11 protein-coding genes and 1 tRNA gene are annotated in these 13,271 nt (G+C 53.4%); 4 read left to right on the forward strand and 8 right to left on the reverse strand.

Going from position 1 to position 13,271, the window contains the following annotated elements:
* Positions 1 to 567 precede the first annotated feature (567 nt).
* From EU557_RS17170 to EU557_RS17185, 4 genes are all read right to left on the reverse strand, one after another.
* Positions 568 to 1,839 carry an adenylosuccinate synthase gene (locus EU557_RS17170; RefSeq protein ID WP_135531716.1) on the reverse strand — a complete coding sequence of 424 codons (1,272 nt, stop codon included), beginning with the start codon at positions 1,837 to 1,839 and terminating at the stop codon, positions 568 to 570.
* Entirely contained in the window at positions 1,839 to 2,186 is a 348-nt protein-coding gene (locus EU557_RS17175; RefSeq protein ID WP_135432518.1) for an STAS domain-containing protein, read from the reverse strand. The genes EU557_RS17170 and EU557_RS17175 overlap by 1 nt, the downstream gene beginning before the upstream one ends.
* Positions 2,183 to 2,674, reverse strand: a complete 492-nt coding sequence (locus EU557_RS17180; protein WP_135432516.1) for a Fur family transcriptional regulator — start codon at positions 2,672 to 2,674, stop codon at positions 2,183 to 2,185. The genes EU557_RS17175 and EU557_RS17180 overlap by 4 nt, the downstream gene beginning before the upstream one ends.
* Positions 2,675 to 2,827: 153 nt before the next feature.
* Positions 2,828 to 5,047: a RelA/SpoT family protein gene (locus tag EU557_RS17185; protein WP_135531717.1), complete on the reverse strand. Its 2,220-nt coding sequence runs from the start codon at positions 5,045 to 5,047 to the stop codon at positions 2,828 to 2,830.
* Between the two features lie 244 nt (positions 5,048 to 5,291).
* Between EU557_RS17185 and EU557_RS17190 the strand changes: the two genes are divergently transcribed.
* The 4 genes from EU557_RS17190 to clpX all read left to right on the forward strand — a co-directional run bounded on the left by EU557_RS17190 (position 5,292) and on the right by clpX (position 9,071).
* Positions 5,292 to 5,373, forward strand: a tRNA-Leu gene (locus EU557_RS17190).
* 126 nt (positions 5,374 to 5,499) lie between these two features.
* Complete coding sequence (tig, locus tag EU557_RS17195) at positions 5,500 to 6,828, forward strand: trigger factor (RefSeq protein ID WP_135531718.1); 1,329 nt, start codon at positions 5,500 to 5,502, stop codon at positions 6,826 to 6,828.
* 112 nt (positions 6,829 to 6,940) lie between these two features.
* A complete protein-coding gene (locus EU557_RS17200) occupies positions 6,941 to 7,648 on the forward strand; it encodes a ClpP family protease (RefSeq protein ID WP_135531719.1) in 708 nt (235 codons plus the stop codon).
* Between the two features lie 199 nt (positions 7,649 to 7,847).
* The gene (clpX, locus tag EU557_RS17205; RefSeq protein ID WP_135531720.1) at positions 7,848 to 9,071 is read left to right on the forward strand and encodes an ATP-dependent Clp protease ATP-binding subunit ClpX; all 1,224 of its coding nucleotides are present in this window, start codon (positions 7,848 to 7,850) and stop codon (positions 9,069 to 9,071) included.
* 436 nt (positions 9,072 to 9,507) lie between these two features.
* On the opposite strand, the gene lpxB is transcribed toward clpX, so the two are convergent.
* The 4 genes from lpxB to EU557_RS17225 form a co-directional block, all read right to left on the reverse strand.
* Positions 9,508 to 10,617, reverse strand: coding sequence for a lipid-A-disaccharide synthase (lpxB, locus tag EU557_RS17210; protein ID WP_135531721.1), 1,110 nt, complete (start codon positions 10,615 to 10,617; stop codon positions 9,508 to 9,510).
* Positions 10,618 to 10,707: 90 nt separating this feature from the next.
* Positions 10,708 to 11,127 carry a 6-pyruvoyl trahydropterin synthase family protein gene (locus tag EU557_RS17215; RefSeq protein WP_135531722.1) on the reverse strand — a complete coding sequence of 140 codons (420 nt, stop codon included), beginning with the start codon at positions 11,125 to 11,127 and terminating at the stop codon, positions 10,708 to 10,710.
* Positions 11,128 to 11,283: 156 nt separating this feature from the next.
* On the reverse strand, positions 11,284 to 12,282 hold the full coding sequence (locus tag EU557_RS17220; protein ID WP_135531723.1) for a FecCD family ABC transporter permease: 999 nt from the start codon (positions 12,280 to 12,282) through the stop codon (positions 11,284 to 11,286).
* An 11-nt stretch (positions 12,283 to 12,293) separates the two neighbouring features.
* Complete coding sequence (locus tag EU557_RS17225; protein ID WP_135531724.1) at positions 12,294 to 13,217, reverse strand: ABC transporter substrate-binding protein; 924 nt, start codon at positions 13,215 to 13,217, stop codon at positions 12,294 to 12,296.
* Positions 13,218 to 13,271 lie beyond the last annotated feature (54 nt).

The raw sequence follows: 13,271 nt of genomic DNA on the forward strand, positions 1-13,271 counted from the left end.
GATTGAAGCGGGCTGCAAAGATACTGCTTGTTTCTTCGCTTTTGCAACTCCGAGAGCAAAAAAACTTCTTCACTTTCTTCGTTTCCCGTGCCCTAGGCCACTTTCTGGCCTCAAGCGGGGTGCAAAGGTAAGAAGCTTTTTCGAACTGACAAGCGAGGGAGAAAAACTTTTTCGTCGACTCATTTGCGGTGGCGCTTCCTCTTGAAGCGGGTGGCAAAGGTACGCAGAGAGTTTCTGCTTTTCCTAGTGCGCCGCGCAACTTTCTTTTCGCCTCGTTCGTAGCCCGCCTCCGTTCGATTTGGGAGTGCAAAAGTCAGACTTCTGTTCCGCTTTTGCAAGCCTATAGAGAAATTTTTAGAGGTCGTAAGACTAGCTTAGTGCCCTGTTTCTTCCCGTAGGCTGTGGCATAACTACTTACGTGGGCTGGTTAGTTCACAAAAGGTGAATAATTTCTTAAAAGTTCTTTACGTAGGGGTTCTAAACTTCCTTAAACCTGCTCTCGCACTATGCATAAAAGCAACGAGCAGCCCAAAAGGCTGCTCGTTGGGGTAGAAAAGCTATAACAGCTTAATTCAAGTGCAAGGTGCTAACTCGGTCTGGGCCCACACTAACAATGCTAACAGGCACTTCTAAGTGCTGCTCCAAGAACTGAACGTAGCTCTTTAGCTCAGTGGGCAGTGCTTGAGGATCGGTAACGGCTTGTAAGTCCGTGCGCCAACCGGGCAAGCTTGTATATATAGGAGTCAGATTCTCTAAATCACCATGGTCAGGTAAGTGGTCCGTTTCCTGGCCATCGGCAGTGCGGTAGTGCGTGCAAATCTGGATTTCATCAAATTCATCCAGCACATCAGCCTTCATCAAGTGAATTTCCGTGACGCCATTTAGCATGATGCTATAACGAAGCGCCGGTAAATCGATCCAGCCACAACGACGCGGGCGGCCTGTGGTAGAACCAAACTCGCGACCAGCCTGTCGGATCTGCTCCCCTACTTCATCTAGGAGTTCAGTTGGGAACGGCCCGCTGCCTACACGAGTGCAGTAGGCTTTGCTGATACCGTATACCTTTTCAATATGCTTAGGCGCAATACCTAGGCCAGTGCAGGCGCCGGCTACAATAGTGCTGGAAGACGTGACATAGGGATATGTACCAAAGTCAATGTCCAGCATAGAGCCTTGTGCTCCTTCTGCAAGAACATTTTTGCCTTGCTTCAGCAGATCGTTTAGGAGGTACTCCGTGTCGGTGAGTTGCAGGGTACGCAGGAACTCAACGGCGGAGAAGAAATCAGCTTCGAACTCTGCTATCTCGAGCTCCTTTCCATGGAATTGGGCGAGCTGAGTATGACGGGCTACGGCTTCCTGATAGCGCTCCTGGAAGTCTGGTAGCAGGATATCACCCACGCGTAGGCCAGTACGGCCGATTTTGTCCTGGTAGGTTGGGCCAATACCTTTTAAGGTAGAACCAATTTTGCTACCACCACGGGCTTCTTCGTTAATCCGGTCGAGGGCACGGTGTGAAGGCAGGATTAGCTGGGCTTTGCGCGAAACGTAGAGGTTTTTGGCCCAATCAATGCCACGGTCCGTGAGTTTCTGTAGTTCCTGACGGAATACGAAAGGGTCGAGTACTACGCCATTACCAACCACATTAATAATGTGTGGATGGAAGATACCCGAAGGAACTTGGTGTAAGACGTGCTTGATGCCGTCGAAAGTAAGCGTGTGGCCTGCATTAGGGCCGCCCTGAAAGCGGGCTACTACGTCGTAGGTGGGGGCGAGTACGTCAACGATCTTTCCTTTCCCCTCATCACCCCACTGCAATCCAACTAGTACGTCAACGGGCATTAGTTCGCGGCTTTCAATTGTTGAGCGGCCGATGCTTCATCGTCCGCAATGGAAAAAATAGCGTTCAGCTTAGTCAAAGCCAACATTTTACGAGGGTGGTCGGCAGGATTAATCAGCAACATCTCCCCACCACGGCTACGGAATTTAGTGAGCAAAGACACCAGTACTCCGATACCCGTGCTATTGATGTAGCGGATTCCGGACAGATCCACCGCGCAGTTGCGGAGTTCATCACCCAGGTGCTGATCGACGCTTTGCAGCAATTGCTGGGTATCGGGGCTACCGATTAAGTCGCCGGATAGGCGCACGAAGAGGATACCGTCCTGGACGGTGCTATCAGTTTTCATTCGGCTAAAGAGCGGGCGGCGGCTTTGGCGCGGCAATCACCGCACACGCCGTAAAGGTTTAAAGAGTGGTGCAAGATATGGAAGTTGAGTAACTCCCCTACCATTGTCTGGATACCGTGAATGCGCGGATCACAAAACTCCACGACTTTGTGGCACTCCGTGCAGATGACATGATCATGCTGGCGGTAGCCATAGCTCTTCTCATACTGCGCTAGGTTGCGGCCAAACTGATGCTTGCTTACTAGGCCATGTTCCACCAGCAGATCCAGCGTATTATAAACCGTGGCGCGGCTAACCTGCAGGCCTTGCTCCTTCATGCCAGCAAAAAGCTCTTCTACATCAAAGTGCCCTGTGCGGGAGTAAATTTCCTCGAGGATGGCATAACGCTCTGAGGTTTTGCGCAGCCCTTTATTCTCGAGGTAAGCAGTGAAGATCTTCTTTACCTCTGCGTATTTCTCTTGATCGAGATGCTTCTCCGTTGTGGGCATTTTTGCGACCTTATATAAGGAGCTAAAACAGCAGAAAACTGTGGTAAGTTTTCAAGTGAGCTCTGTCTCTGATGCTGAAGCAGTGCTCATCCTTATCCATGACTACCCCGTGTTCTTATACTGTTTTATACTCTCAATTTTAATTTAGACTTTTTATGACCTAGCAGAGGAGTCGAAGCGCTCTACCTGCAATACTCCATTCACTTTCGACAAGCGCTGAATCATCTTATTGAGGTGAGCAGTGTCGTTCACGAAGACCATAATCTGCCCCTCAAACATTCCATCATTAGAGTCAATGGTGATGGAGCGCATATTGACCTTGAGGCTGTTACTGATGATGCGAGTAACGTCGTTTACTAGGCCTACCCGGTCGGAGCCCTTGATGCGGATACCCGCCAGGAAGGCCAATTCCAACTGCTCCGTCCACTTAGCGCGTACAATGCGGTTGCCGTAGTTCGACATCATTTGTACAGCTTTAGGGCACGAAGTTCGGTGAATAACGATGCCCTCGTCCGTCTCGAAGCCAAACACATCATCGCCGGGGATAGGGTTGCAGCAAGGCGCAATGGTGTAGTCGAACTTGTCGGTCTGCTCCCCGATTACCAGCATGTTGGCGCTGAGGCCGCGGATCTTCTGCACCTCATGATCGAAAGCTTTGGGCTCGAGCATGGATGGTGAGCGAGGCACTTCGATGGCGGGGTCAAACAAATCGGCCTTTATTTCCCGACCGTCGATCTGACCGATAGCAATCCGGTAGAAGAACTCTTGCGAATTCTGAGTGTTGAAGTGGGCCAGCAGACGGTTGAGGTTGTCGGGTGTGTACTCAATGCCCAGCAACTCCAAGCGTTTCTCTACCAGGAAGCGGCCATCTTCTGCCTTCGACTTTTTATCGTCGCGGAGCCACTCCTTGATTTTGCTCCGAGCTTTAGACGTGATGACGTACTGCAGCCATTCCTCGGTAGGCCGCTGCTTTTGCGACGTCAGGATCTCCACTTGGTCACCGTTGCGCAGCTCATAGCTCAGAGGCTGTAGCTTCTGGTTTACTTTGGCGCCGAGGCAGCGTAGGCCTATGTGTGTGTGAATCTCAAAAGCGAAGTCGAGAGCTGTGGCCTTATCGGGCAGAATAACGAGTTTGCCTTTGGGGGTGAAGGCATAAACCTCCTTGACGAACAGGTTCTGACGGAACTCGTCCATAAACTCCAACGCGCTGGAGTTATTGGTTTCAAGCATTTCCCGCACCTTGTTAATCCACGCTTCCAGGGTTGATTCTGGCTGGATAGCCCCAGAGTCTTTGTACTTCCAGTGCGCGGCGTAGCCCTTCTCCGCGATATCATCCATGCGGCGGCTGCGGATCTGCACCTCTACCCATTGGCCCGAGCGCGACATAACCGTGGTGTGCAACGACTCATAGCCGTTGGCCTTGGGCGTGCTCACCCAGTCGCGCAGGCGGTCGGGGTTGGGTTGGTAGAAGTCCGTAACAATGGAGTACACCTGCCAGCAGGCAGCCTTTTCCTGCTCCTGAGGCACATCCAGGATTACCCGAATAGCAAACAGGTCATACACCTCATCGAAGGTGATATTCTGCTTGCGCATCTTCTTCAGGATAGAGTAGATGCTCTTGGGGCGGCCTTTGATTTCGTAGCCGAAGCCTTGGGCTTTCAGCTCGTCGTCGATGGGCAGCACGAACTCTTTGATGAAGCGGTTACGAGCGCTGCGGCTCTGGCGCACCCGGTTCACCAATTCATTATAGACTTCGGTATCGGTATATTTAAGGTAGAGATCCTCCAGCTCGGTTTTAATGGCGTACAGGCCTAGCCGGTGGGCCAGCGGCGCGTAGAGATAAATTGTTTCCGACGCAATCTTGAGCTGCTTGTGGCGCGGCATTGAGTCGAGCGTCCGCATGTTGTGCAGGCGGTCGGCGAGCTTGATAAGGATAACGCGCACGTCTTCCGAGAGCGTAAGTAGCATCTTACGGAAGTTCTCAGCCTGCTCAGAGGTGCCGTATTCAAATACACCTGAGATTTTAGTGAGCCCATCAACGATGCGGGCCACCTTGTTGCCGAACTCACGCTCTACATCGGCAATCTCCCAAGGCGTATCCTCTACCACGTCGTGCAGCAGGGCGGCCACAATGCTGGTGGTACCTAGGCCTATCTCCTCCACCACAATCTGCGCTACGGCCAGCGGGTGCAGAATGTATGGCTCACCCGACTTGCGCCGCATTTCTTTGTGCGCCTCTAGAGAAGTATTAAAGGCCTTTTTAATAAGCTTAGCGTCACCTTCTTTCAGATAAGGCTTAGCGGTGCGGAGCAGGCGGCGGTAGTGGCGCAGAATTTCCTGGCGCTCTACTTCGGGGTCGATGACGGTAGGCATGGTACGCGGGCGGCGCTAGAAACGCCGGAGTAATGATTGCTAAGGTACGGCACAGAGCTTATGCGTTAGGCAGGGCCGAATAGGAATTTACGCAAGGAACTGCAGTATTTCTCTAGTCTAACACTTTGCTAGGCCTCTTAGTGCAGCTAAAATGAGCACAGAATATTTCTTTTAATGACGAGCACATTTGTTTTTAAAAAACCCTTGTGTAGTTTTGCGGCCCCGAGGCAGTTGGCCTCCGGACGCGGATGTGGCGAAATTGGTAGACGTGCCAGACTTAGGATCTGGTGCCGCAAGGCGTGTGGGTTCGAGTCCCTCCATCCGCACTTATTTTTTTGGTTTTTCTAAAAAACCGCTTCTAAACCCTCAACCCACCCGTTGGGGGTTTATTTTTTATCCGGGTTTTTGGCCCGCATTCACACCCACGTAGTACCCTTAACCGACAACCCGTTTTGGACATTACCCTCGACAAGAAAGACGACCAGCTGAGTGCCATCCTGACAGTAAACCTTACGGAGGCTGACTACGCTCCCACCGTGGAGTCGAAGCTGAAGGAATACAGCAAAAAGGCGCAGATCAAAGGGTTCCGCCCGGGCAAAGTGCCAGTTACGCTGGTTCGCAAAATGTACGGCAAGGGCATCCTCGTTGAGGAAATCAATGGCCTGCTGAGCAAGTCAGTAGACGACTACATCAAGGAAAACAACCTCAAAATCCTCGGTGAGCCCATTCCGGTTCCTACTGATGTTGATTTCGATACGCAGAAAGACTACTCGTTCCAGTTTGAGCTAGGCCTGCTGCCCGACTTCGAGCTGCCCGCCGACCAGGCAGTTACGGTTGACCGCCACAAGGTAGACTTGGACGAAAATACGCTGAAGGAAACCTACGAGCAGCTGGAGCGCCAGTTTGGTGAGTCGATTGAGCCTGAAACGGCTGAAGCAACTGACTATATCTCGGGCAAGCTGCAGAAGGCTGGCGAAGAGGGTGATGGCCGCGTGGTACTGCTTCCCCTGAACAAGGTGAAGAACGGCGTTGATAAGTTTGTGGGCGTGAAAGTGGGTGATTCGGTAACGTTTGACCTGAAAGATGCTTTCGACGGCGACGCTACGGCTATTTCTAGCTTCTCGGGCATGAGCAAAGAAGAGGCTGACACGGTAGAAGGCGAATACACGCTGTCTATCGAGAAAATTCAGCGCTCTACTCCTGCTGAGTTCAACCAGGATCTGTTCGACAAAGTATTCGGCAAGGACATCGTAACGTCGAAAGAGGACTTCGACGAGAAGGTTCGCTCGACGGTACAGGAGAACTACGACCGTGAGGCTGACAACTTGGTAAACCGCCAGATCATCGACAAGATGCTGGAGAGCACCACGATTGAAGTACCGAAGGAGTTCTTCAAGAAGTGGTTGGTACGCGCTAACCAGGGCAAACTGACCCCGGAGCAGGTAGAAGAGCACTACGAAGACTACGAGAAGGAGCTGAAGTGGTCGATGATCCGCAACAAAGTAGTGGAAGCCAACGACTTGAAGGTTTCGAACGAAGAAATCGTTGACCGCACGATGCAGAAGATTCTAGGCCAGTTCAACATGGAGATGACTCCGGAGCTGGAAGAATCGGTGCGTGGCTTTGCTGACAACTTCCTGCGTCAGGAGAACGGCAAGAACTACGTGAACGAGTATGAAGCCATTCTGGCAGAGAAAGTACTGGAAAACCTGCGCGGCAAAGTTGTTGTTAATGACAACGCGATTACGGCTGAGGACTTCCGCAATCAGAATGCTGGCTAAGCGCTAACATTTTCGGTTTTCGAACCAACAAAAAAGCCCTTACTTGCCGTATGGGCTTTTTTGTTGCCTATACTTTTTCGTCTGACACATTTTATCTCCCACTTTTTCTGCCATGCTGAATAAAGAAGAGTTCCGCAAATTTGCCGTGAAAGGCCAGGGCCTGAGTGGCCTAGGTGTGGATCAATACATTCAACACGTAGAGGGCCAGACCCGCAATGGTCTGATTATGCCTACCGGCATGACCCGCTCGGTAATTGAGGAACGCCCTACGCGCTTCGCTGAAATTGATGTTTTCTCGCGCCTGATCATGGACCGCATTGTGTTCCTGGGTACGGCCGTAGACGATTACATTGCTAACATCCTGACCGCGCAGATGCTGTTTCTGGAGTCAGTTGACGCCAAGAAAGACATCCTGCTCTATATCAACTCGCCCGGTGGCTCAGTGTACGCTGGCCTTGGCATCTACGACACCATGCAGTACGTGAACCCCGACGTGGCTACGATCTGCACTGGCCTAGCTGCCTCGATGGGTGCCGTTCTGCTAGCTGGTGGTGCTAAAGACAAGCGCTCGGCTCTCCCTCACGCTCGCGTGATGATTCACCAGCCTTCGGGCGGTGCGCAGGGTCAGTCTTCGGATATCGAAATCACGGCTCGTGAGATTCTGAAACTGAAGAAGGAGCTGTACGACATCCTTGCAGAGCACACTGGCAAAACTTACCAGGAAATCCACGACAACTCGGACCGCGACTACTGGATGCGTGCCGACGAGGCCAAGGAGTACGGCCTCATTGACGAGGTTCTGGAAAAAAAGAAGGCGTAACTCAACGCTAAGTACCAGGCCGGCGCAAGCTCAGCCTGACTGCTTTACCCGAAAAAGCCCGCTCTGGCGGGCTTTTTCTTTTTAGTAGAGGCTAATTACGTTGGCACTTTTTTAACGATGCGCGGCGTTGGCCTTTTCGTACCTTTGAGGTAGGTTAGCGAAAGCTTCCTATTCTATCCTTATCCAGAGTCCCCTCGACATGGCAGATATTACGTGCTCCTTCTGCGGCAAGAACAAAAAAGACGTCACGGTCATGATTTCCGGCATCAACGCCCACATTTGTGAGCGTTGCGTGGGACAGGCCCAGCAGATTCTAAACGAGGAGAATAAGATTCGGGCCAACTCCAAGGCTCCGAAGTTTAACCTCGTGAAGCCGCGCGAAATGAAGGAGTACCTCGATCAGTACGTGGTAGGCCAGGATGAGGCAAAGAAGGTAATGTCGGTGGCGGTGTACAACCACTACAAGCGCCTCATGCAGAAGCCGCAGAAAGATGATGTAGTGATTGAAAAGTCGAACATCATCATGGTGGGCGAGACCGGTACGGGCAAGACTTTCCTGACCAAGATGCTGGCCAACATTCTGCAGGTTCCTTTCTGCATTGCCGATGCCACCGTGCTAACAGAAGCTGGCTATGTGGGCGAAGACGTAGAAAGCATCCTGACCCGCCTGCTGCAAGCCGCCGACTACAACGTAGAAGCAGCGGAGCGCGGCATCGTATACATCGACGAGATTGACAAGATTGCCCGCAAGAGCGACAACCCCAGCATCACGCGCGACGTGAGCGGCGAGGGTGTGCAGCAGGCCATGCTGAAGCTGCTGGAAGGCACCACGGTGAACGTGCCCCCGCACGGCGGCCGCAAGCACCCCGAGCAGAAGATGATTACGGTGAATACGGAGAACATCCTGTTCATCTGTGGCGGAGCCTTTGTGGGCATTGAGCGCATCATCAAGAACCGTTTGAACACGAAGCCCATTGGCTTTGCCAAAACGCAGCTGGAGGAGAAGATTGACACGCAGAACTTCCTGCGCTACGTAACGGCTCAGGACCTGAAAGCTTTCGGCTTGATTCCCGAGCTGATTGGTCGTCTGCCAGTACTCACCCACCTCAACCCCCTCGACCACGCCACCCTGCGCAAAATCCTGACGGAGCCGAAGAACTCCATCGTGAAGCAGTACCAGCGCCTGTTCGATATGGAAGGCATTCAGCTTTCTTTCTCCGAAAGTGCCTTGGAGTACATCGTGCTGAAAGCGGATGAGTACCGCTTGGGTGCACGTGGCCTACGCAGCATCTGCGAGGGCATCATGACCGACGCCATGTTTGACATGCCTTCTGAAGAAGGCGTGAAAGAACTGGTAATTGACGAGGATTATGCCCGGAGCAAGTTCGAGCAGACTGCTATGAAGCAGCTGCGCGCGGCGTAGGGCTCAGTACCTGAAATCAAAAAGCCGGAGCCAGATAACGCCTTGTTATCTGGCTCCGGCTTTTTGATTTCAGGTACTATAACAGTACAAATGTTTTAGCCCCTCTTATCGCAGTTCTAGGTATGTAATAAGTAGGCGTATCGGTGGAAAACTGGGTGCGGCTTTTAGCACGACAGACAGCAAGCCAATGCGGATACTCTTTCCGAATGACGACCAAGCTACCGGCACGTAGATGTTTAGCATACCGTTGACTTATCGTATCATTTAGGTTACGGTGTAGAACAGTATGGGTCGCTAATTCTAATACGTGAGGATTCGCGCTGCCAACAAGCACTTGTCCAGTAGCCTGCCCACGTGCTATGGCCGGGAATATAGCGGCAAGCAGAACTAATCGTGCTATCATAGAATTGGGAAAGTACTTCTGACTGAACAGACGCTATTCCTTCAAATACCTCACCATCAGTTTAGCGGCCTTCTCGGCAGACTTCTGATGGCCTAGCTTCTCACGAATCATGGCGTAGCCAGCTTTTTGCTGGGCAATAAAGGCGTCGTCGGTCAGGACTTTCTTGAGTTCGGGAACGAGGTTGCGGGCGGTGAAGTCGCCTTGGATTAGCTCCTTTACCACCTCTTTACCAGCAATGAGGTTCACGAGCGAGATATATGGCACTTTAATGACCGCCTTGCCGATGGCATACGACACGGCGCTGGTACGGTAGCACACCACTTGTGGTACATCGAACAGGGCCGTTTCCAGCGTGGCGGTGCCGCTGGTGACGAGAGCGGCGGAGGCATGTGCTAACAGGTCGAAGGTCTGGTCAAAGACGATGCGGACGTTATTGCGCTCGAAGTGGGAATAGTAGTTCCGGTCGAGATTATCGACGCCGGCCACGATGAACTGGTAGTCGAGGAAGGGCGGCAGAATGGCTACCATCTCGTAGAGCATCTCCTCAATTTCTTGTTTACGCGAACCGGGCAGCACGGCAATGATTTGCCGCATTGGGTCGAGGTTATTGCGGGTGTAGAAGTCTTCGGACTTTCGGTGTTCAGCTACGGCATCGGCGGTGGGGTTGCCAATGTAGTCTACTTTGTAGTCGAAGCGCTGGTAGAATTCCTCCTCAAAAGGCAGAATTACGAACATGCGGTCTACCACCTGCTTCACCTGATGCACGCGGCCCTGGTTCCAGGCCCAGATTTTGGGTGAGATGTAGTAGAACACCTTCATGCCAATGGCCTTGGCAAACTTGGCAATACGCATGTTGAAGCCGGCGTAATCTACCAGAATCACAACATCGGGCTGGTAGGCCAGTAAGTCTTTCTGGCACTCCTTGAGGTAGCCCCGAAGCTTGAGAATACTGGTAGCAGCTTCCCAAAACCCCATGATGGCCATTTCCTGGTAGTGATGCACCAGCTCACCGCCGGCGGCCTGCATCATGTCGCCGCCCCAGCACCGAAACTCGGCTTGCGGGTCCTGCTCTTTCAAGGAACGCATAAGGTTAGCGGCGTGGAAGTCGCCAGACCGTTCGCCAGCTATCAGGTAATATTTCATGGGGTTGCTATGCGGCGTGTAAGAATATCATGCTGAGCGAAGCCGAACCGAAGGTCAGCCAGCTCAGCATGACAGACTAGTTTATAGTGGTTATTCCTCTCCGAAGTACTCCACAAAGTTGCGGGGCGTCTCGTAGAGTTTAATGCTGTGCAAGCGGGCGGGTGAAATTCGCTCAATTTCGGGCTGGAGTATTTTCCAGAAGGCAATTACCAGGTTCTCGGTGCTGGCCAGCTGTCCTTCCATAAAGGGCACGTCCATGTTCAGGTTCTTGTGGTCTACCTGATCTACCACGTGGGTGCGGATGACGGTGCTGAGCTGCTTAAGATCAATGACGAAGCCGGTTTCGGGGTCGGGCTTGCCTTTGACAGTTACGATTAGGTCGTAGTTATGGCCGTGCCAGTTGGCATTGGCGCAGGGGCCGAAGACTTCGCGGTTCCGCTCTTCACTCCAGTTAGGGTTATAGAGCTTGTGTGCCGCGTTGAAATGTTCCTGTCGGCTGATGTATACCATTGGGGATGTGCTGATTTTTTGATGTGCTGATGCGCTGCTATAACCGCCAACCGTGCCAGTTGGAGGCTGTGAGCAAGGAAAGCATTCAGAAATACACGCTTATCTTAGGTTAACCTACTACTGATCAGCAGGCTCACATATTAGCAGAACAGCACATCAACTCTGTTTTCGCAGCAAATATACGAAGAACGGTACGCCGAACAGGGCCGTGACCAAGCCAACGGGCAATCCGGCGGGCGGATAGAGCAGCCGGGCCAGCAGGTCGCAGAACAACAGGAAATTACCTCCAATCATGGCGCAGAGCAGCAAGTTAGCGCGGCCCGTGACCCCCAGCGCCCAGCGCGTGAGGTGTGGCACCATCAGCCCAACAAACCCTATGGGGCCGCAGAGGGCAACTACGCAGGCAGTTAGTAAGGAGGCGGTGAGGAGCAAAATCCAGCGGGTGCGGGCCACATTCACGCCCAATGCCTGCGCCCGCTCCTCCCCTAGCAACAGTATGTTCAGGTCTTTTTGCACGGCCGCAAATACAGCTAGGCCAGTCAGAAGGGCTAGTCCGGGGTACGGCAATACGCTCCAGCTGGCTTTCTCGAAGCCGCCCATGGCCCAGAAGGTAATGGAGCGCAGCTTTTCCTGGGAGCTAGCCAGAAACGTGAGTAGGCCACCTAACGCCGTCATGAGGGAACCGATGGCGATACCCGCCAGCAGCATCTGCGTTGGGATAAGCTGCCCACGCCGCGTGCCGAGCACCACCACTACCAAGGTCGTGCTTAAGGCCCCCACTAGCGCTGCCACAGGTGGTAGATAAATGCCACCCACTACCAAACTGGGCACAAAGGCAAACGTCAGGATGGCACCTAGTGCCCCGCCGGAGGCCGTGCCCAGTAGGTAAGGGTCGGCCATTGGGTTGTTTACCATGGCCTGCATGAGGTAGCCGCTGAAGGCTAGGCCACCTCCGGCCAGCAATGCCAGCAGCAGCCGCGGCAACCGTAGCTCCACCAGCACCAGTTGAGCCGGGTCGCGTGGGTCGTAGTGCAGCAGGGCGCGGGTAACGAGGGCATAGTCGGTTTCGTAGCTCCCCACCCGCAAGCCTACCGCCAGCAGCAGCGCCGTCAGCAACAGGCTGGCAACAATCCAGGGGAGAGCGGGGCGCTTCATGGGGCGCGCTGCTACTGAGCGAGTGGCCTAGCGGTGCTTTGCGCAATTATGCGCTGCAGTTCTCGCACCGACTCTACCGTGCGCGGACCAGGTCGCTCCATCAGGTTTCCCGTTATAGGGTACACCTGCCGGGTTTGGTAGGCCCGGATGCGGCGCAGCTCCGGGTAATTCTTGAAGAAGGTACTATCGAGCTTACCAAAGCGCCCCCCTATTAGTACATCGGGGTTTAGCTTCAGAATATACTCCCGGGTAAGGGCTGGATACGGCTGCGCAAACTTCTCTACGACCGCGTTCTGGCCACCGGCCAGCTTGATTTTATCGGTGAACAGCGTGTTTTGGCCGTACACATAAATAGGGTCCTGCCAGGTAATAGCTAACACCCGCGGGGCTTTGCCAGAAGCAGGAGCTATATGGCGCAGCTCCGCCTGCAAGGAGTCCGTCAGATGGCGGGCTACTTCCTCACGGCCTAGCAAGTGGCCCAGGTCACGCATTCCCCGCAGAACATCATCCACAGTTTCGTACTGCTGATAATATACTGGAATGCCAAGCTGCTCCAGGCGGGCCGCATCATCGGGGGAGGTAATGCCGCTGACGGTAAATACTACATCGGGGTGCATGGCCACCAGCCGCTCTAAGTCGAGCGGGTAGCTGCTCACAACTGGCTTGTGCACTACTGCCGCTGGGTAATCACATACCTGCGTGCGGGCAATGATGGTACTGGTATCGGCCACGGCATACAACATTTCCGTCATGGACGGAGCCAGGGCCATAATCCGGCGCGGATGGGCGGGGATGGTTACCGAGCGGCCCAGGTCGTCCTTCACCTGTTGCGGAGCAGTGTCGGCCGCGGTTTTAGTAGCGTTGGAGCTTGTGTCAGGCCGACAGGCACTAGCTAGGCCTAGCAGCAGGAAGGGGAGAAACCGAAAGGAAACCATGGGGCAAAGGTAGCGGACGACACTGCAGGAAATGATATCCGCTGCTTGTGCGGT

The organism is Hymenobacter wooponensis, assembly GCF_004745865.1.
GTDB lineage: Bacteria > Bacteroidota > Bacteroidia > Cytophagales > Hymenobacteraceae > Hymenobacter > Hymenobacter wooponensis.

Coding starts and splice junctions, on each gene's coding strand:
- EU557_RS17170 (WP_135531716.1), bottom strand. CDS start 1,839: ATGCCCGTTGACGTACTAGTTGGATTGCAGTGGGGTGATGAGGGGAAA.
- EU557_RS17175 (WP_135432518.1), bottom strand. CDS start 2,186: ATGAAAACTGATAGCACCGTCCAGGACGGTATCCTCTTCGTGCGCCTA.
- EU557_RS17180 (WP_135432516.1), bottom strand. CDS start 2,674: ATGCCCACAACGGAGAAGCATCTCGATCAAGAGAAATACGCAGAGGTA.
- EU557_RS17185 (WP_135531717.1), bottom strand. CDS start 5,047: ATGCCTACCGTCATCGACCCCGAAGTAGAGCGCCAGGAAATTCTGCGC.
- EU557_RS17200 (WP_135531719.1), top strand. CDS start 6,941: ATGCTGAATAAAGAAGAGTTCCGCAAATTTGCCGTGAAAGGCCAGGGC.
- clpX (WP_135531720.1), top strand. CDS start 7,848: ATGGCAGATATTACGTGCTCCTTCTGCGGCAAGAACAAAAAAGACGTC.
- lpxB (WP_135531721.1), bottom strand. CDS start 10,617: ATGAAATATTACCTGATAGCTGGCGAACGGTCTGGCGACTTCCACGCC.
- EU557_RS17215 (WP_135531722.1), bottom strand. CDS start 11,127: ATGGTATACATCAGCCGACAGGAACATTTCAACGCGGCACACAAGCTC.
- EU557_RS17220 (WP_135531723.1), bottom strand. CDS start 12,282: ATGAAGCGCCCCGCTCTCCCCTGGATTGTTGCCAGCCTGTTGCTGACG.
- EU557_RS17225 (WP_135531724.1), bottom strand. CDS start 13,217: ATGGTTTCCTTTCGGTTTCTCCCCTTCCTGCTGCTAGGCCTAGCTAGT.